An 18,171-nucleotide genomic window follows, 5' to 3' on the forward strand; every position below is an offset into this window, starting at 1 on the left:
CTTGCGCCCCGCTTTCGACATTGTTGGAATAAAGTGTAGGAATGATAAGAGCATTTTTAATTGACGAAGTTGACTCTAAGGTAACGGGTTCTGTCCGTGAGATCTCTGAAGACGCGCTCCCACATGAGGGACTAGAGATCGAGGTCTTGTATTCCACACTTAATTACAAAGACGGCATGGTGATCAATGGTATTGGTAGGCTCGTTCGAAATTATCCCCATGTTCCCGGCGTTGATCTGGTAGGACGCGTCAAAGCCAGCAGCGACCCACGGTTTAATATTGGTGATGAAGTCATTGCAACCGGGTGGCGAATTGGAGAGAGCTACTGGGGAGGATACTCGACCCTTGCCAAGATAAATCCAGACTTTGCAATTCCTTTGCCTTCAAACCTCTCTCCTTTCCATTCAATGGCCCTTGGTACGGCAGGCCTTTCGGCTATGTTGGCAATCATGGCATTAGAGAGTCTCGGCCTTTCTCCAGATTCAAGTGATAAGCCAGTCTTGGTTACAGGTGCAGCAGGAGGCGTGGGCTCGATAGCAATCATCGCTCTTCATCAACTCGGATATAAAGTAGCGGCCTCAACCGGACGCATGAGTGAGACCGAATACCTAAAGGGCCTCGGGGCAGATGAGATAGTCCCCAGACAGGAACTGGCCGAAGAGACCAAGCGACCTCTAGAGACAGAGCGTTGGGCCGGGGCAATTGATAACGTTGGTGGATCGACCATAGGGCGCATCCTTGGTCAAATGGTCAGTGGATCATCGATAGCATCAGTTGGTTTAGCCGGAGGTGCTGGCTTTTCATCAACGGTAATGCCATTTTTGCTCAGAGGAGTGAACATTCTCGGTATAGATTCGACCGCTTGTGCAAATTCAAGGCGCGAGATTGCTTGGAGACGACTTGGGGAGTTGATTCCAAGATCTCAGCTGGAGTCACTTACAACGATTCAGACATTAGACGACCTATCTGGCCTTGCTAGTGATATTCTTAGCGGTAAAATTCGAGGTCGTGTAGTTGTCGACGTAAAAGAGCAAGGGCACTAAGTAAATATATCGTCGACGGTCCAGGTTGGTCTTTAGGATCGATCTGGATCCAACTTGGGTTGTGTGAGCGGTTCGTAAGTTAGCGCTGGAGATTAATAATTGGTTTTGTACGACCCTATTCAAATCAATGATGAGGTAACCCTCAATGAGATGATTGAGGGTTACCTAAAGCAGACGCTTTTGATTGGGCTTGTTACACAGTGGAGCAGTTCGTCTAAGGTCGTTCTTTCTACTTTGGAAGAACTTGTAAGAACCTCTCCCGATGAGATTGTGATCTTGATTGTTGATGTTGATCACAACGATTGGGCACGCAAAAGATTTTCTGTTGATTCGGTGCCAATGGTTATTCGGATGAGGGAGGGACAGGTAGCGGCAGTCTCGTTGAGAAGTCTGCCAATTAGATCTCTTGCAGCCCAACTGCGTCTATAGATTTGACAGCTTCCCGCCTAATTGGCTACCTTTAGATTTGAGTTGTGCGACGAAAATACTAGCTCTCATCGATCTACTATGGTGGGAAGTGCCACAAGCGAGAAAGTAATGTAGGGTTTAGCCAACCTATTGTTACCCTAATCAAACGGACAAGAAAGATGATCTTAAAAGTTCCTTTTAGTAAAGAAATTGATGTTTACCGACGGGATCACTAATTGCAGCTAAAAGCCGCCTTGATATATGTAGATTAGACGTTGACAATGCTCTACATCAAATGTGGTTGGCAGCTCAATGCAGGGTAAAAATAGTCAAGGCGTAGATCGCGAGATTTGAATCATCAACGTTAAAAGTCGATACCTCGCGGAACCTGTTCCGCTGTAATCTCTGTCAATGATGACGCCATTGAAAATGCATATCGGTCAGTCATCCCTGCGACGTAACCAACCACCTTGTGATCGTAGTCAGGACTATCGAAGCTGATTACCCCTCTATCTTTGATCAGATTGCTAAAGAGTTGCCTATCGGAGATGAGCTTTGTGACCAGGGCGCGCAAAACCTCGATTACCTGTTCTGATTGGCGAATTGATTCGGGACGCAGATAGATGGACTCATAGTTGAATTGTCTCATTGCTCCTAGGGCAGTTGCACCTTCCTCATCCATGGCTATATATCCAGTCTTGACTGCAGTGAACACGATGGAATTTATAAAGTAGTTAAGTTGCTCAGAACGAGTTGTTCCGACCACGCGAGTAATTTTATGAGGGACATCGCACTGTCCGAGGATATGAGCATTAATAGCATCTTCTAAATCATGAGCGCAATAGGCGATTCTGTCAGCCCATGAGACAACTAGTCCTTCGGGTGTGGCGGGCTCTGGCCTTGACCAGGAATGATTTCTAATTCCATCTAGAGTCTCCTCGCAAAGGTTCAAATGCGTTAGAGTTGAGTCTGCTCCAAAGACTGCGTGATCATAGCCGTCGGGTAGGAACAAAGAGAGAGCATCTTCACTAGCGTGGCCCCCAGGACCATGGCCACAATCGTGGCCCAGAGCAATAGCCTCTGAGAGGTCGACATTCAGTCCCAACCGCTTTGAGATTGCTCTGGAAACCTGGGCAACCTCGAGGGCATGGGTCAGCCTTGTTCTTTGGTGGTCAGCAGGAAAGACAAATACCTGAGTCTTGCCAGCGAGTCGCCGAAAGGAGCTCGAATGTAGAATACGGTCGCGATCTTTTTCAAAACAACTTCGATATTGATCTTGGGGTTCGACGATACGGCGGTTTCCTCCCGAATATCCCCTTGTTGCATCGGGGTTTGGCGTCCATTCAAATTCTTGGCTACGAACTTCATGGCCTACCTGAATCTTTATCTTGGAGTGAGCGTGGGCATGTACGATCTCTGGGTTTTCATTCCAGCCTTGCATGGTCTTTTCCCAAACTTGAGATCTCTCGCTATTTGTCGCTTTAGGCAATTTCTCCCCCTGGCTGTTGAAGATAGAGTATCGAGTAGTGCCGACCTAAGTGATGTTTCTTGGTGCTTATGCATTTTTCGAATCGAATTCGTCGTTTATATTTGATTTTCTCATACAACTGTGACATGGTCACAAAGGTTTATCGAGCTTCGCCGATGGCCTAAATTAATATGATAGTTATCGCTTTCGTATCGTCTTTGCATCTTTGCACATGCAGGTAGACGACTTGGCTAGGGCTAATAGCACTACTTGGGTACATTCAAATGGTGATTCATGTGAAGTGACTGAACGTCATGGTGTTCGAGTTGCTTTGGTAAAAAAGTTGAACCCCTTAGATCATTTCGGACTGGCTGGTCAATTTTCTCTGGACAATTGAGGTTCGGAGTGACTTCATAAGACCAAAGAGGGGTAATTTGTGGCTGTCTGGCATCTTTCCTAATGATCTAAATGGGGTTTACAAAGGGTGATGACTGGTGGGCTAATATCGCCTCCACCGAAGAAAATCGTGGAATAATGGATCACGTAACTTTTAATAGAATGGTGATAAAATGGAAATCCTGGGTAAATTTCGCAATATCGTGCTTGAGCGGGGTGACGATCTGTTTTACCTGACCATGAATCGACCGCAGAGGAGAAATGCTCTCTCCCTAGATCACCTCAAGGAACTTCAAACGGCCCTAGATATTATTGGTGAGAGCGATGCCCTCGGAGTCATCATAAGCGGTGCGGGCCCGGTGTTTTCCGCTGGTCATGACTTTTCCGATATGGTAGATGCGAATCTTCCAGAGATGCGCCATCTATTGTGGACCTGCACCAAGGTTATGTTAAGCCTCGGTGAGATCCCTCAAGTGACGATGGCCAAAGTCCATGCATTGGCTACAGCGGCGGGAGCCCAACTTGTCGCCAGTTGTGACTTGGTTGTTGCGTCAACCCAGGCCGGCTTTGCTGCTCCTGGCGGTCGTGGAGGTTGGTTTTGTCACACTCCCATGGTTGCAATTTCAAGATCGATTGGCCAAAAGCGCGCTATGGAGATGTCTTTGTGCGGGGATGTCATAGATGCTAAAACAGCAGCAGAGTGGGGCTTGGTAAATAAAGTCGTAGAACCTGAGAGTTTGGACGAGGCTGCCGTGGAATTGATGCGACGCGCGACCAGAGGATCTGCGTTTTCCAAGGGTGTTGGAAAAGCTACGTTGCATAAGACCATGGAAATGAGTCTTAAAGATGCGTATGCGTTGGCGGTGGAGACGATGGCATCGATGTCCCAAAGCGCCGATGCCAAAGAAGGTATGGCTTCATTTCTCGAAAAGCGCAAGCCGAATTGGGCGAATTGCTAGCTTTTTGTTCGGATTCTTAGCGTTGAATAGGGGTTTAGTCTTTTTGGTGTGAACGTTAAGATTTTGGTCATCGTGATCTTGGAGTTGAACCTTGGATTACAAGTGGCTATGATTTCGCTATGGCATCAAAATCTCCAAAAGACCGTTATAAGAAGTTACTCGATGCAGGAAAGACCGTCTCTCGAATGTCAACCGATAGGGTTGAAGAGATCGCGCGTGATCTAATGCATCTCTCTGAGGTTCAGCGGAATCAAGCCTTAGAGCTTATTGAAGATGTGATTCAGCGCTCTAAACGAAGTACTGAGTTCTTCGCTGACACCATCCGTCACGAAGTGGAAAAGCAGGTTAATACTCTGAAACTTCCTACTAAAGAAGATTTAGTTGAAGTAACTGAGGCAATGAATCAGATAAAAGATGACGTAGTGTCGCTTTCTGCACTTCGTGAGGAGTTGCGTGGTGATGTTGTAGCACTTAGCGAAGCGGTGGCCAAACTTCTTACAAAAAGGGAGTCACACGTTGATTCTGCTAGTGATGTTGTTGTGGTTGAAGATCTTCCAATCACCCCAGACGAGGCCACGAAAGTAACAAGTAAGACACCGAGAAGAAGTCGGGCATCTAAAGCCGTCCCGACTGAAGCCGTACCGGAAGGCGAGTCAAGCGGAGACCTATCGAATCTAGATCAGTAGCGCTTTCGTATACGATTGTGGCTTTTAGTTAAGTGCCGTTGGGCCAGCGATGAACCAACGGCACGCGCCACCCTTATGCACTCCTATCATGTTCCTAGATGACTAAACGTAGCGCATCAATGCGACTTGACAAAGCAATGGTAGTGGAAGGTTTGGCTAGAAGTCGAGACCAAGCTATGGAATTGATAGTAGCCAATCGCGTCCGAGTCAATGGATCGATAGCCCTAAAAGCTACACGGCAGATACGGCCGAGTGACTCGGTGCATATTTTAGGGCCCAAGTCTAAATATGTGGGTCGAGGGGCCTACAAACTTCTGGGCGCACTCGATGATCTTTCGATTGATCTGAATGGGTTAACTCTAAGTGATCTCGGTTCTTCGACAGGTGGATTTACCCAGGTGGCAATCGAGCGTGGGGCAATCGCGGTTGTGGCTGTCGATGTTGGCGTTGGTCAAATGGATCAAATTGTATCCAGACATCCCAAAGTGGTCCTTTTGGAGGGTGTCAACGTTAGAAATGTCAACAGGGACGACTTCGATCTTCCCCACTTTGACATGGTCGTTGGTGATCTGAGTTTTATATCTCTGCTAACGATCGCTGACGTGGTAAAATCAGTCTTTCTAGAGAATTACGGAAGATTTCTGCTCTTGGTAAAGCCTCAATTTGAGTTAGATCGCAGGTCTGTTTCAAGAGGGAAAGGCGTCATAAGAGACCCTCAACTTTGGAAGGCCGCCATAATTAAAGTTGGCCAAGGGCTAGAGGAGCGACAAGCTCGAATCTTAGCAGTCGTGGCTTCGCATATCTCCGGTGCTCAAGGAAATCGAGAGTTTTTCATCTACGGTAGTTTCGGTGATGATGAATTAGGGAAGTCTCAATTGGCCATGCTGGCCAATTCATGTGTTGATTCTCTGATCGCAGAGACAATGGGTGAAAGTGAAGAGGTACCCAGTGAGGAGTAGTCTTTGGCTTTGACCTCCAACGTGATTTTTTAACGACTAATTGATTACAGATTTCATCGAATCAATACCAGATATGGTCGGCTAAAAGTCAACATTAAATTGATATACCCTTAGCGCCTTGGTCTAGTTTGATCTTTATTAGGCGTTACAATTAATCTTTACATCTGGTAGTTGGATGTCAGGTGCCAGATGGCTACCGGAGTATGGCGTCGCTGGCGCCAGTGTGATTCATAGAGGCAAAATGTTCCCTCTGGCTTACTGAGAACTTGCCTTTTGGTCGAACTCATCTCAAAGAGCCACCCGGCATTCGAGTGGATTTAATGTGTCTTGAATTGAAGGGATCTCCCTTGGTTTTCTAAAGACACGATCGACTCGAATGCGGATAATGCTTATTTTTCTATGAATGAGCCTGGTTCGATTAGATTCCCTTGGTGGCCTGCCAAGTTATGATTCCTCCGTCTAGGTTTTTGGCGTTGATTCCGTATCTGACCAAAAGTGCTTGGGCGCTATGTCCGCGTTGACCTACTCGACAAAAGACGATCGGATTTGGTGTGGCAATCTCGCGATATCGCTCTCTTAGCGAATTCAATGGAATGTTTTTAGCCCCGGGGATTGTACCTTGGGCAAATTCAGCTTCCTCTCGGACGTCTATCAGTTCCACGCCAGTTTCGATTGCCTCTTCGATCTCATGCCATTGAGTTGCTCTAAAGTTTCCCTCGAGTCGGTTCTCCGCGATGTATCCAATCATGTTTATTGGGTCCTTCGCGGATCCAAATTGTGGAGCATAGGCTAGTTCAAGGTCGGCCAATTCCCAGACCTTCATCTTGGTTTTGATGGCAGTTGCTATAACGTCGATCCGTTTGTCGACACCGGCGCCACCAATAATTTGAGCACCAAGGATTCGGCCATCCGAGCGGGATGCGATTACCTTAATGTGCATCTCCTCAGCGCCAGGAAAGTAGGTTGCATGAGAGTTGGGGTGGCTGTGGATACTCTCAATCTCAATGTCAGAGTGCGATAGTCGCTTTTCGTTTACCCCAGTGAGGGCAATGTTGAGCCCGAAGATCGTGACGATTGCGGTTCCCTGAGTATAGGGGTCTGCACCTAGCCTTCCCATAATGGCATCTGCAGCCCGTCGACCTTGACGATTTGCGACATTTGCCAAGGGAACGAGGTTGGCACCAGAGTCAAAGAACTCTCGTTTTTCCACGGCGTCTCCGACGGCGAAGATTGCGGGATCATTGGTTCGAAGGTCGTCGTCAACAACTATTCCACCTCGGGTTCCGATCTCAAGACCACAGCTTTGTGCGATGGCAATGTCGGGGCGTACGCCAGCTGCCGCGATAAAGAGGTCACTTGCGATGGTTGAGCCGTCTGACAATGTTGCTACGTTGTCTTCGATTTTCTCGATCGTCGTTGAAGTGGCAATGCGAACTCCATGGCCTTGAATCTTCTCGGTCAAAAGTGCGGCCATCTCGGGATCTAAGGGTGGAAGGAGTTGGCTGGAAGCTTCGATAATAGTTACCTGTAACCCTCGATTGGAAAGATTTTCCGCCACCTCTAAGCCAATGAAGCCACCTCCAATGATTAGTGCACTTTTGGTCTTGCCTCCCAGGCGTTTGGTTATAGCTTGTACATCTTCAACAGTGCGCAACTGGAAGGCGCTCTCGATCCCAGGGATTGGCAGCGCTATGGCCTTTGCGCCTGGACTTAGAACTAGGTAGTCGTAGTCCAAAGAGGTGCCAATGCCTTTTTCGGTGCCTTGTACCTCGATTTTATGTGCGTCTCGGTCGATATTTGTGGCTTCGTGCCCTACCAAAACGTCTATGTCAAATCTTGCCTTGAGGGATGCTGGGGTCTGCAGCAGCAGATCCGCTTCGTCTTGAATTACACCCCCTACGTAATAAGGTAGACCGCAGTTTGCGTATGATACGTAATTAGAGCGCTCGATGACTGTTATCCTCGCATTTGGATCCAGTCTTCTTAGGCGAGTGGCACAAGACATGCCTCCAGCTACGCCCCCAACAATTACGTAGGATTTTGGGCTAGCCGTCGTCTTTTGAGCTTCGGTATTGTTCATTTTTCTTTGTTGCTAAAGCTTGTCTGTTTGGAGCACTTTAGCAACGACTCCTTATCTGTTTAGTTAGATTTGGTCGATAATTTTTGATGAGTTGGATCCGGATTGATTGACGATAGATAAAAGTCACATTCGTGGCTTCCGTTTTAGTAACGAAAGAGCAACATGGCTAAACCTTGAGTATCACTTTCGAAGAGACAGCTCAAAGCAGAGATAATGACTCTTAAATTTGGTGCATTGCTATGCATGCGACTTGATCTAGGTCGTCTGGTTCTGCCTTCTCCCTTTGCAAGTTGGTTTTTTGGTTTTCAATTGTTGCACTACCTATTTTCTTTTATAATCACTATACCCCAAGGGGTATATAAGATAGGCCATTAGCCTTGTTTTATCTCAGGGAGATGCCATTACACCACTGGTATTCCTTTAGAAACTCATTGGCTCTTTCCTCTTTGGATTCGCCGCGATCTCAAAAGGTCACTGTTTACCCAGCGATGGCGGTGCGGTGAGGTTGTTTTGCTGGCAATGCTCCGAGGTATAAATCGCTCTAGAGTTGGCATTCGACGGAGAGGCGGAGAGATGCTATGGCGACAAAGATTGAAACGATTCTTTTCTGTCATGAGGCACTAGATCAAGGCACCTTAAGCAACAGCAAGGCTGTTATGGCCACAACGGCGGTGTCTTGAAGTCGACACTTTTTGACGCTTTCGTTTGTTTGCGCTGGCACGTTGTCCGGATCCAGATGAATCTTAAACCTTAGGTATCCATTGGTGACTGTGACTACATGATATAGGCAGTTAAAAAAAATCGGTGGTTTGGGGGATCGCGTTGCTTGTAGATAAATGTTTCGATAGCTCACGTTGAGATTTAGTATCGTGTCATTTTAAAATGGCCCAAAGACTATTAGGAAGATCGTTTTTGTGATTTTGTGCTGGTGCTAAGTTGAGTTAAAGTTAGCAAATTTGAGGATTTGTGCGGTTTCGATTTGAAGATGACCCAGGGGTGACCCATAGGTCTCTCTACTTTCGAATGTTAGTTAAAACCTAGCCGCCAGAGGCAAACAAGTTCTTTGTAATCTGAGTCGAATTTGCTCACTGGATAGTAGTTATGTGCGAGTTCGCGTTGATAGAGTCCTAAAGGAAATAATGCTTGAATTGGCAACCTTGGTTTGCAAGTTTGCAGGTATAGGTTATTGCTAACGGTCTGAGGAAATTGCCTTGAGATTAAGTTCGGAATAACTGGGGGACTAGGACGATCTAGTCCCCCAGTTGACGCGGAGTCAATTTGGTCAACCTCTAGAAAGGTGAGCCAAAGTACCGACTAGGCCGTCAGCGGCATTCCGGCCGCAGCCCATCCTGAAGTACCATTTGCTACCGATAATGCTTCGTATCCGCGCAATGAAAGGAATTTGGCTGCCTCCATTGACCGGCTTCCGCTTGCACAGATCACAAAAATGCGCTTTGATAAAGGTATGGTCGGTAACTTGTTTGCTAGTTGACTCAATGGAATGTTTATTGCTCCCCGTACGTGTCCGGAGTCGAACTCATAGGGTTCGCGTACATCGATCAATAGGTCACCCTGGGAAAGTCCCTGTCGAAGATGGGAGATATGGGCTAGTTGCACTTGCGCTCCTTCAATTCAAATTATACCCTAGGGGGTATACTATATCCTTTGAAAATATTTCCTGCAGGCGATCTAATTGCTCGATTCCCACAGACAAAGTGACCGTCTCGTTTTCGGTTTTTAGTTGGCAAAATTAACCTTCCGGCTTAGAGCAGGCATATCAAACCGGTAACTTTGAAGAGTATTGAGTCGGTCAATCTCAATCGGAGGATAATTCCAGCTTGTATCTCAAGGTTGCTATTGCAGAATCGCCCGTAGTCTCGTGTTCTATTGGCATGGCCATGTGGTGAGGTCGTGGCGCTAGAGCACTTTGGAAGATGCGTTTTGTGAATCGGTTGAATCAACCAAGGCGAATATCTTGGCGTCTAGCCAAAGAGCAAAAGCGCTTTGTCAATATTCAACTTAGTTATGCGCCCTAGTTCGTAACGGTAATTAGTGTAATAGGAGTAAGTGCCATCTTCTTTTGGGGCTGGACCCTATGTTTAACTAGGATCATCGCATTTAAATATACATAAGCGAGCGAAGTTAGTTTAAGCGGATCGTCTCGTTGATTTCCGTTGATAACAAGTAAGGTTTGATCTTGACAAATATGAATGTTAGAAACGTTCCTCAAAAGCGTATTGGAATGGTCGTACACCCCGAACGCAAGGGTGCCATTGAGGCCAGCGAATTTGTCGAGGCTTGGTGCGAGAATGCCGGATATGAAGTTTTGAGGGTGACTAAGGCCTCTCAGTGTCAGGGTCTCTCACTCGTTTTGTCGCTAGGTGGAGACGGAACGATGCTTCGCGCAATTGATCTTTGCTTGGTCTATCAGGTACCAGTCTTGGGAGTGAACTTCGGTCATCTTGGTTATCTGACCGAGATCGAGCCTCCAGAGCTTGGCAAGGCGCTAGAGAACTTTTTCGCCGGTGAGTACGAACTCGAAGAACGAATGACCCTTGATATTGAAATTTCAAGACAACCCAGAGGGACTTCGGAATCAGTTCACGAGGTCGAGCGTTTCGTGGCCTTGAACGAATTGGTGGTTGAAAAGTCGCATTCGGGAAATGTTGTAAAACTCAATGTATCGATAGCCGATACTCATTTTCTAGATTACGAAGCCGATGGCCTGATAATAGCTACTCCGACGGGCTCGACTGCTTACTCATTTTCAGCTAGAGGACCTGTAGTTTCGCCTACCCTTCGAGCGATGATCATGACACCAATATCTCCTCATATGTTATTTGATCGGGCTTTGGTTTTAGACTCCAACGAAGCCGTCGAAATTCGAGTTTTGCAAGGGCCCCATGCGACAATAATGGTCGATGGTATCAATAGGCATGTACTAGCTCCGAACGAATCTGTAAAGGTTCGTTCTTCTCTCTTGAATGCACTGGTCATCAAACTGGGCAAGCGTGACTTTCGTGTGATCCTAAAATCAAAGTTTGGACTGACTGAAAAGTCGATGGGATCGATTTTAGATTAGAAGTAATTTTGGAAGGGTATTGATCAAGCAGGTATTCAATGAGCAATTGGATTTTTCTCGAGTCACCACCACCGTTAGGGGATTGGCAATAAGATGCTTGAAGAGGTAATTGTAGAGAATCTCGGGGTGATTGAAGAGGGGCGTCTTCTTCTTGAGCCCGGAATGAATGTTATTTCAGGGGAGACAGGCGCCGGCAAAACAATGGTTGTGGGTGCAATTTCGATTGCAACTGGGGCCAAGGCTGATGCTCGTTGGGTAAGAGTTGGAGCCCAAGAGGCGAGCGTTTCTGCTCGTTTTAGCACTCCAGAGGGCGAATTTATCCTTTCGCGAACAATCTTGGCATCTGGCAGGTCTCGCTCTTACATCAATGGAAAGATGGCCTCAATAGGCGAACTTTCAACCCTGGGATCATCACTGTTGGATATTCATGGACAACATGACTCAATGAAGCTGGTCTCACTCGGTGCTCAAGGGGAGATCTTGGATCGATTCGGCGGGATTGATACCGTTCTAAAGCGATCCCTCGAGGTTCAACTTGGTACTGCCAAGAGATCTTTGGCCGAACTAGAGGCAAATAGTGTCTCACGTAATCGGGAATTAGCAATAGTAGAGTTTCAGATTCGTGAGATCGAAAAGATCAAATTGGCGACCGATGACGAAGATTTGCTCCTTGAAGAAGAGCTTGATTCGCTGGAACAAGTTGAAGAATATAGAGAACTATTTGGTTCGATGATTGAACTTTTGGAGCCTTCCGAAGGTGATTCCGCAAGGCATAATTCATATTCGTCACTTGCTCGACGTGGAGGTAAGCTGCGAGGGCTAGAAGCAATCTCTGCTCGTCTTGAGGCGCTAGAGCTCGAGGTAAGGGATCTCACGGAAGAGATTAAAGGCCGCATGGATGGCCTCGAAGCCAATGCGGATCGAGTGGGAGAGATCCGTAGTCGTCTGGTTGTTTTGCGTGATATAAAACGTAAGTATGGCCCCAGCTTGCCTGAGGTCTTTAGCTTGTATGAATCCCTAATTCAAAGTAGAGATCATCTACAAGGACAACTCCCATCACCAGAAGAGCTAGAGTCTGAAATTGCGACTCTAGAGTCGGAGTTCCTTGCCGTCTGTAAGTCGATCAAAGATGCCAGAACAGCATCAGCGCGACTTCTTGAGAGCGGATTGAATGCGCTATTTCCTAAGCTAGCCCTTGGTCGTGCAACTTGTGAAGTCGCCCTTTCAGAGTCGATAGATGGATCACCAATTCATTTTCTATTTACGCCTAACCCAGGACAGGCCAAGATCGATATTGCAAAATTCGCATCGGGCGGCGAACTCTCACGCTTTATGCTGGCAATAACCCTACTGGCTGGAGCAGAGTGCGACACTCAACTATTCGATGAGGTTGATGCGGGCGTAGGAGGAAAATCGGCAATTGAAGTTGCTAGTTCCTTGGTTGAGCTCTCGACTAAGAGACAGGTCATTGTAGTGACCCACTTGCCTCAAGTTGCAGCCTTTGCGGGTAGCCATTTCGTGATCACAAAGGACACAAATGATTTCAAAAGTCGAACCCGAATTGAAAAGGTGGAGGGTGCTTCGAGAGAGATCGAGATCGCTCGCATGTTATCTGGCTCTTCGGACTCTCAATTGGCGAAAGAACATGCTAGAGAACTGATCTCGCGATATTCTTCGAAGTGATTATGAACATAAAATCCGCGAATTTAGATTCGTATTTTGGCAGATTGAATTGGAATTATCTATGGTTGTCAGCGGGTAGGCTGTTTTTGGAGAAAAGTTTGTTTTGAAAGGTTGGCGAAGGGTTTTTGGCGAAACACATTTTCGTAACTGGTGGTGTTGCGTCCTCTTTAGGTAAAGGTCTTACGGCTTCCTCGCTTGGAAGGTTGCTAAAGGCAAGAGGACTGCGGGTAGTTATGCAAAAATTGGATCCCTACATCAATGTAGATCCAGGTACGATGAATCCCTTCGAACATGGTGAAGTCTTTGTTACCGAGGACGGTTCCGAGACAGATCTCGATTTAGGCCATTACGAAAGATTTATCGATGTAAACCTCAAGAAGAATTCCTCTATCACTACAGGATCTATCTATTCTTCCGTAATTGCTCGAGAGCGACGTGGAGATTATCTTGGCAAGACGGTCCAGGTAATTCCTCACGTAACCGATGAGATTAAGTCACGCATTTTGACTTTGGCTACAGATGATGTAGATATTGTCATCACAGAGGTCGGTGGAACAGTGGGTGACATCGAAATTCTTCCATTTTTGGAGGCTATTCGTCAATTCCGTAAGGAAGTTGGCCGTGATAATGTCTGCTATGTTCATCTAACATTGGTTCCTTCTATTGGACCTAATGGTGAGCAGAAGACAAAGCCGACCCAACATTCAGTCACTGAACTTCGCTCACGAGGTATTCAGCCAGATGTTATCGTATGTCGAACCACAGACGACCTCTCGGATGCTCTCAAGTCAAAGATTTCAATGCTTTGTGACGTTCCAAAAGATGCGGTCATTTCAGCTGCCGACGTCCCAAACATCTATGAACTGCCCATCTCTCTTCACAAGGAGGGGCTCGATAACTATATTATCAACCTCCTTAGAATCGAAAATGTTGGCTTTGAAGTCAATCTAGGATCATGGCTGGACCTAGTCGCCAAGTCGTCGCACCTTTCATCAAGCGTTAAGATTGGCATCATAGGTAAATATATAAATCTCACCGATGCATACCTATCGGTCGTTGAAGCATTGCGACACGGAGGAATCTTTCACGGCGTTGCAATTGATCTAGAGTGGATACATGCCGAAGAGGTGACTCCAATGCTCGCAGAGTCCATGCTTGGCCATCTCTCTGGGATTGTAATTCCAGGTGGATTTGGTGAACGTGGGGTCGAGGGTAAAATCGCTGCAGCCGGCTTTGCCCGTGAAGCGAACATTCCATGTCTTGGCTTGTGTCTTGGTCTTCAAACTATGGTTATTGACTATGCCAGGAACGTAGCGGGATTGGATAGGGCACATTCAAGAGAGTTTAAGTCCGATACGCCTCATCCTGTTATCGACTTGATGGAAGAGCAACGTGGCATCACAAATTTGGGTGGTACGATGCGCCTTGGAGCTTATGTTGCGCGACTAACTCCGGGCACGAAGGTTGCGAGCGCTTACGGCGAGACGATCGTCTCTGAGCGTCATCGCCATCGATTTGAATTCAATTCACGGTATCGGAAGCGGCTCGAAGAGGCCGGATTAGTCTGTTCCGGCGAGTCGCCCGATGGGTCTTTGGTTGAGTTTATAGAACTTCCAAATCATCCTTTTTGGATTGGTACTCAAGCTCACCCAGAATTTAAGAGCAGGCCAGATCGGCCTCACCCCCTCTTTCGTGAGTTTGTAAACGCTGCAGTTCAAATACGTTAGTATATTTTGAGTTGAAAGGGAACTGATAGGTTGTTCGAGATCGACCCTGACCTAAGTGAAGTGCGCTACGAAGGCTCATTTCTTAAGCTAGAGACGGTGGCTTACCGTAGCTCTGATGGATCCACCCTATTTCGTGATATAGTACGACATCCCGGAGCGGTAGTTATCATTCCTTACGACGCTAGTCGAGATGAGGTGCTTCTTATAGAGCAGTTTCGGGTCGCTCTTGGACGAGATGTTATAGAATTGCCGGCGGGTAAACGCGATGTTTTGGGAGAAGACCCCCTCGATTGCGCACGTAGGGAGTTGATGGAAGAGTTGGGCCTTGATGCGCAGTCGATGGTGCTCCTATCCACTTTCTACAATACGCCTGGATTTTGTGATGAGTTAACCTATCTGTTTTTGGCAAGAGGATTGCGACAAGGTGAGATATCTCCACAAGGTGCCGAAGAGACCGCTGCGGTCTTTCGATCTATATCGCTAAATGACTTTGAGGACCACATCACAAAGGGGACGATTTGTGACGCTAAGACGATAGTCGGCCTCTACTCCTTGGCCTCGTATCTCAAGACTACGGTCGATGAGCAAGTTAATGTTGACGACTTTGAACTCGATCGATTTCGCCCACTTTAGTTGGCCAAAATCGGTCGAGTTCGCGCCTTTTTGGTCCGTAGTTGATAACGGATCTCATGTAGTGTAAGAATCAGCCCGTAAGTTGTATTTAACCACGGTAAACGAGTGGTTAACTTTGTTTTTTAGCGTAATTGCTCAGTCTTTTTTGCCTATAGTCACTGGTTGTTTGAGAAAATCTTATCCGACTCCCATCCTCTAGAGTTGCCTGATAATCTTCTTTTATGCAAGAGTCAGTTTCTTTTGAGAGTATTCGTGGTCAACTTGGTTCGTTGACCCTTGGGGGGTTACTCCGTGATCGGGCTATCAACTTTCGCGATGCTACCTGTCTAGATCAATTACACCCAACCCGAAACGGTAAAGAGGTTTGTACATTTTCTCAGTTGAAGCACCGAGCAGATCAGATCTCTAGCGCATTGATTGATCGCGGTTACAGGGCTGGCGACTCTATTGCGATTGCAGGCGTCAATTCTATTGATTGGGTGGCTGTCTTTCTCGGTGTTACCCAGGTGGGTATGGTCTTGGTAACATTGAACGTTAGATATAGGCGTGAGGAGCTTTCCTATATGCTTGAGACATCTCAAGCGCGGATCGCAATTACTCCGGCGACCAACCAAGGCTTTAATCTAGCTGAGCTATATGGGGAGCTACTACAAGAACTACCGCTCCTTGACGACGTGATCTTCTTCGATGATGAGGTCGATGTTGGCCATAGCTTTTCACTCCTCAGAGATTCCTTTGTCAATGAGTCGATCGACGAATGGATTGAGGGGGTTAAGCCTCTAGATCCTGCCGTGATTTTGTTTACATCTGGAACCACTGGCCGACCCAAGGGAGCGACCATTACCCATAGATCTATAATTGCTTCGGCCTGGGCTCAAGCAGAGCATTTTGGGATTGGTTCGGGCGACTCCATGGCAGGTCATATGCCATTTAATCATGTCGGGGGATTGACTTGTACTTTGATTACCTCAATGATTGGTGCATCGAGAATACATCTTATGGAGACATTTTCGCCCAAGGGCGCGATAGAGATGATCAGCACTGAACGCCTTACTTCGTTTTCTGGCGTTCCTACGATGTTCAATCTTATCTTGGCGGATCCCTCTTTTGCTTCGATAGATACTTCATGCGTCCGCTATGTCGTTGTAGGTGGATCAAATGTCGATCCAACCCTTGCAAGCGAGATAGCAGCCGCATTTCCTAAGGCCACAATTCACAACCTTTATGGCCTTTCAGAGACTTCGGGTGCGTGCATAATTTCCCCACTCGGTGACTCCTTGGCTTTAGTCTCGACCACGCTAGCCAGTGCAATTGGAGACTTCCGACTCAAAGTCGTCGACGATGCGGGTCTTGACGTTGGAATTGATAGCGATGGTGAGTTATGTGTTTCAGGCGACTGCGTGGTCTTGGGATACTGGAGGGATTCGCTAAATACTGCTTCGATGAAAGATTCAGAGGGTTGGTTGCGCACCGGGGACATTGTGCAGATTACCTTCGACGGACACGTAGTTTTGCGAGGGCGAAAGAAGGAGATGTTCATTCAGGGTGGTTTTAATGTCTATCCGGTCGAGGTCGAGAATGTCCTAGCGAAGTACCCCGACGTGGCACTAGTAGCGGGCATTGGGGTTGCGGATTCTATTCTTGGTGAGGTTGGACGCTACTACATCGTTCCAAAACATGGATCCAATATAGATCTCTTTGGGTTGGCCCAATTCGCCAAAGAGCGGCTAGCAAATTATAAACTTCCAGTTGAGTATGTCATTGCCGAGTCTTTGCCTTTTACACCGGTGGGCAAGATCCAAAAGTCAATTCTCAAAGACGTTATTACCGCACCTGTAATTAGAACCAAATAGCGCTGGCTGTGTCAGCTTTCCTGTTTGAAGGAGTAGCTTTTGGGGCTGAATAAAGGTTGAAGTTACTCGAGGGAAAAATTAGGCGGTTGGAAACCTTGCAATGGCCGTTGTCTTTAGTTGGCTTACTCGTTCTCATCTGTCAAAGCGCTATCGTCCTATCATTATCTGAAATGAGATTGATAAGGGTTATTTCGATTAAGTTTTTTAGCGCTCTGGAGTAGTGGTCCAGACAAGGTCTCTCCTTTTTGTCTCCAATTGTCGAATTAGCGGTGCCGTTTCTTTCTATAACCGAACGAATTATCTCGTTTGGTTTTAGGTCCCTCTAAATCTGCTACTTACCGTGAGCTTTAATCTAAAGCGAAACCGAGTTGGGCTAATCGTCAAGGTTGTTTTACGGCTCGGATTAGGTGCAATTAAATGCTATTTTCAAACGTTACACAACGAACTCGATCACCACACTTCGATGCTTGAAAGATGACCTTGATGAATAGGTAATCTAGATCTTGGACTCGTTGAGCCTCTCGTTGGATGCAAGATTTTGAAGATTCATAGAAATTGCACCTAAGAGAATTCCGTTCCTAGTCTCATTAAGCGCGGAGTGATTTTTAATTTACCCTCCGAAGTGTCCCTAGACCATGGGTGGCGACAAGGGTGACCAAAATTGCATTGCATCCATCAATAGTTGCGAGAGAGACCGCCAGCAGATCGCCTTGAGAAGAAAGCTAGCAAGCCCAACAGCTGACTTATTGAAATTGAGGTGCAAGTTAGCAATAAATATTTTGCATTTGGCTCACTCCTAGCTAATCAATCACCTCGATCGTCCCAAATTAGGTCGGCTAATTACTTGGCGGTGTCCTAGAGTTGGGAACTTGATTGATGATTTTTCTATTAGGCGATGACTAGTTCGCAAATTGCGGATTTCTCCCTACTACGTTGCTTAGGGGTTCGAACTCTTTTTTGAATCCCCTCACCAGAAGAAGACACAGAGCTTCCTTGGTTATGGCCAATCAGCCAACAGGTCATTGAACAGGGCGGATATTTCGAAAGAGGCTCGTGTGAGTCTTGATGACACAAAGTTCTTGAGGTTGAACCTATCGATAACTGTTCGTGGTTTAAAAAAAATTCTTATCCGAAAGGGCTTATCCAGTGAAATTGTCTGCTAAGTTATATATTTCACTTCGGGAAACGCGGACG

13 protein-coding genes are annotated in these 18,171 nt (G+C 46.7%); 10 read left to right on the top strand and 3 right to left on the bottom strand.

What is annotated here, in order from left to right; translation table 11 throughout:
- The first annotated feature begins 41 nt into the window (after window positions 1-41).
- Together ACIDITHRIX25_RS89335 and ACIDITHRIX25_RS89340 are read left to right on the top strand one after the other, a co-directional pair.
- Window positions 42-1,043, top strand: coding sequence for an MDR family oxidoreductase (locus ACIDITHRIX25_RS89335; protein ID WP_052605871.1), 1,002 nt, complete (start codon window positions 42-44; stop codon window positions 1,041-1,043).
- Between the two features lie 99 nt (window positions 1,044-1,142).
- A complete protein-coding gene (locus tag ACIDITHRIX25_RS89340; RefSeq protein ID WP_201732486.1) occupies window positions 1,143-1,472 on the top strand; it encodes a thioredoxin domain-containing protein in 330 nt (109 codons plus the stop codon).
- A 343-nt stretch (window positions 1,473-1,815) separates the two neighbouring features.
- Here ACIDITHRIX25_RS89340 and ACIDITHRIX25_RS89345 read toward each other — a convergent pair whose 3' ends face one another.
- Entirely contained in the window at window positions 1,816-2,892 is a 1,077-nt protein-coding gene (locus tag ACIDITHRIX25_RS89345) for an HD domain-containing protein (protein WP_201732948.1), read from the bottom strand.
- Between the two features lie 605 nt (window positions 2,893-3,497).
- Between ACIDITHRIX25_RS89345 and ACIDITHRIX25_RS89350 the strand changes: the two genes are divergently transcribed.
- The 3 genes from ACIDITHRIX25_RS89350 (at window position 3,498) to ACIDITHRIX25_RS89360 (ending at window position 5,919) form a co-directional block, all read left to right on the top strand.
- On the top strand, window positions 3,498-4,274 hold the full coding sequence (locus ACIDITHRIX25_RS89350) for an enoyl-CoA hydratase-related protein (protein ID WP_349632146.1): 777 nt from the start codon (window positions 3,498-3,500) through the stop codon (window positions 4,272-4,274).
- Window positions 4,275-4,393: 119 nt separating this feature from the next.
- Window positions 4,394-4,960, top strand: coding sequence for a hypothetical protein (locus tag ACIDITHRIX25_RS89355; RefSeq protein ID WP_201732488.1), 567 nt, complete (start codon window positions 4,394-4,396; stop codon window positions 4,958-4,960).
- Between the two features lie 119 nt (window positions 4,961-5,079).
- Window positions 5,080-5,919: a TlyA family RNA methyltransferase gene (locus ACIDITHRIX25_RS89360; protein WP_201732489.1), complete on the top strand. Its 840-nt coding sequence runs from the start codon at window positions 5,080-5,082 to the stop codon at window positions 5,917-5,919.
- 418 nt (window positions 5,920-6,337) lie between these two features.
- Here ACIDITHRIX25_RS89360 and ACIDITHRIX25_RS89365 read toward each other — a convergent pair whose 3' ends face one another.
- On the bottom strand, window positions 6,338-7,999 hold the full coding sequence (locus ACIDITHRIX25_RS89365) for an FAD-dependent oxidoreductase (protein WP_201732490.1): 1,662 nt from the start codon (window positions 7,997-7,999) through the stop codon (window positions 6,338-6,340).
- Window positions 8,000-9,313: 1,314 nt separating this feature from the next.
- The gene (locus tag ACIDITHRIX25_RS89370; protein ID WP_052605866.1) at window positions 9,314-9,616 is read right to left on the bottom strand and encodes a rhodanese-like domain-containing protein; all 303 of its coding nucleotides are present in this window, start codon (window positions 9,614-9,616) and stop codon (window positions 9,314-9,316) included.
- A 589-nt stretch (window positions 9,617-10,205) separates the two neighbouring features.
- On the opposite strand from ACIDITHRIX25_RS89370, the gene ACIDITHRIX25_RS89375 reads away from it, so the two are divergent.
- The 5 genes from ACIDITHRIX25_RS89375 to ACIDITHRIX25_RS89395 all read left to right on the top strand — a co-directional run bounded on the left by ACIDITHRIX25_RS89375 (window position 10,206) and on the right by ACIDITHRIX25_RS89395 (window position 16,977).
- The gene (locus ACIDITHRIX25_RS89375) at window positions 10,206-11,081 is read left to right on the top strand and encodes an NAD(+)/NADH kinase (RefSeq protein WP_249685690.1); all 876 of its coding nucleotides are present in this window, start codon (window positions 10,206-10,208) and stop codon (window positions 11,079-11,081) included.
- 93 nt (window positions 11,082-11,174) lie between these two features.
- A complete protein-coding gene (locus ACIDITHRIX25_RS89380) occupies window positions 11,175-12,764 on the top strand; it encodes a DNA repair protein RecN (RefSeq protein ID WP_201732492.1) in 1,590 nt (529 codons plus the stop codon).
- Between the two features lie 125 nt (window positions 12,765-12,889).
- A complete protein-coding gene (pyrG, locus tag ACIDITHRIX25_RS89385; RefSeq protein ID WP_201732493.1) occupies window positions 12,890-14,491 on the top strand; it encodes a CTP synthase in 1,602 nt (533 codons plus the stop codon).
- A gap of 30 nt (window positions 14,492-14,521) precedes the next feature.
- Window positions 14,522-15,124, top strand: coding sequence for an NUDIX hydrolase (locus ACIDITHRIX25_RS89390; protein WP_201732494.1), 603 nt, complete (start codon window positions 14,522-14,524; stop codon window positions 15,122-15,124).
- 221 nt (window positions 15,125-15,345) lie between these two features.
- Window positions 15,346-16,977, top strand: coding sequence for a class I adenylate-forming enzyme family protein (locus ACIDITHRIX25_RS89395; RefSeq protein WP_201732495.1), 1,632 nt, complete (start codon window positions 15,346-15,348; stop codon window positions 16,975-16,977).
- Window positions 16,978-18,171 lie beyond the last annotated feature (1,194 nt).

It is taken from the genome of Acidithrix sp. C25, from assembly GCF_904848545.2.

Bases quoted from the DNA above. Each gene is read 5' to 3' on its own strand.
- ACIDITHRIX25_RS89355 (WP_201732488.1), top strand. From the start codon at position 4,394: ATGGCATCAAAATCTCCAAAAGACCGTTATAAGAAGTTACTCGATGCA.
- ACIDITHRIX25_RS89335 (WP_052605871.1), top strand. From the start codon at position 42: ATGATAAGAGCATTTTTAATTGACGAAGTTGACTCTAAGGTAACGGGT.
- ACIDITHRIX25_RS89395 (WP_201732495.1), top strand. From the start codon at position 15,346: ATGCAAGAGTCAGTTTCTTTTGAGAGTATTCGTGGTCAACTTGGTTCG.
- ACIDITHRIX25_RS89360 (WP_201732489.1), top strand. From the start codon at position 5,080: ATGCGACTTGACAAAGCAATGGTAGTGGAAGGTTTGGCTAGAAGTCGA.
- ACIDITHRIX25_RS89380 (WP_201732492.1), top strand. From the start codon at position 11,175: ATGCTTGAAGAGGTAATTGTAGAGAATCTCGGGGTGATTGAAGAGGGG.
- ACIDITHRIX25_RS89375 (WP_249685690.1), top strand. From the start codon at position 10,206: ATGAATGTTAGAAACGTTCCTCAAAAGCGTATTGGAATGGTCGTACAC.
- ACIDITHRIX25_RS89345 (WP_201732948.1), bottom strand. From the start codon at position 2,892: ATGCAAGGCTGGAATGAAAACCCAGAGATCGTACATGCCCACGCTCAC.
- ACIDITHRIX25_RS89365 (WP_201732490.1), bottom strand. From the start codon at position 7,999: ATGAACAATACCGAAGCTCAAAAGACGACGGCTAGCCCAAAATCCTAC.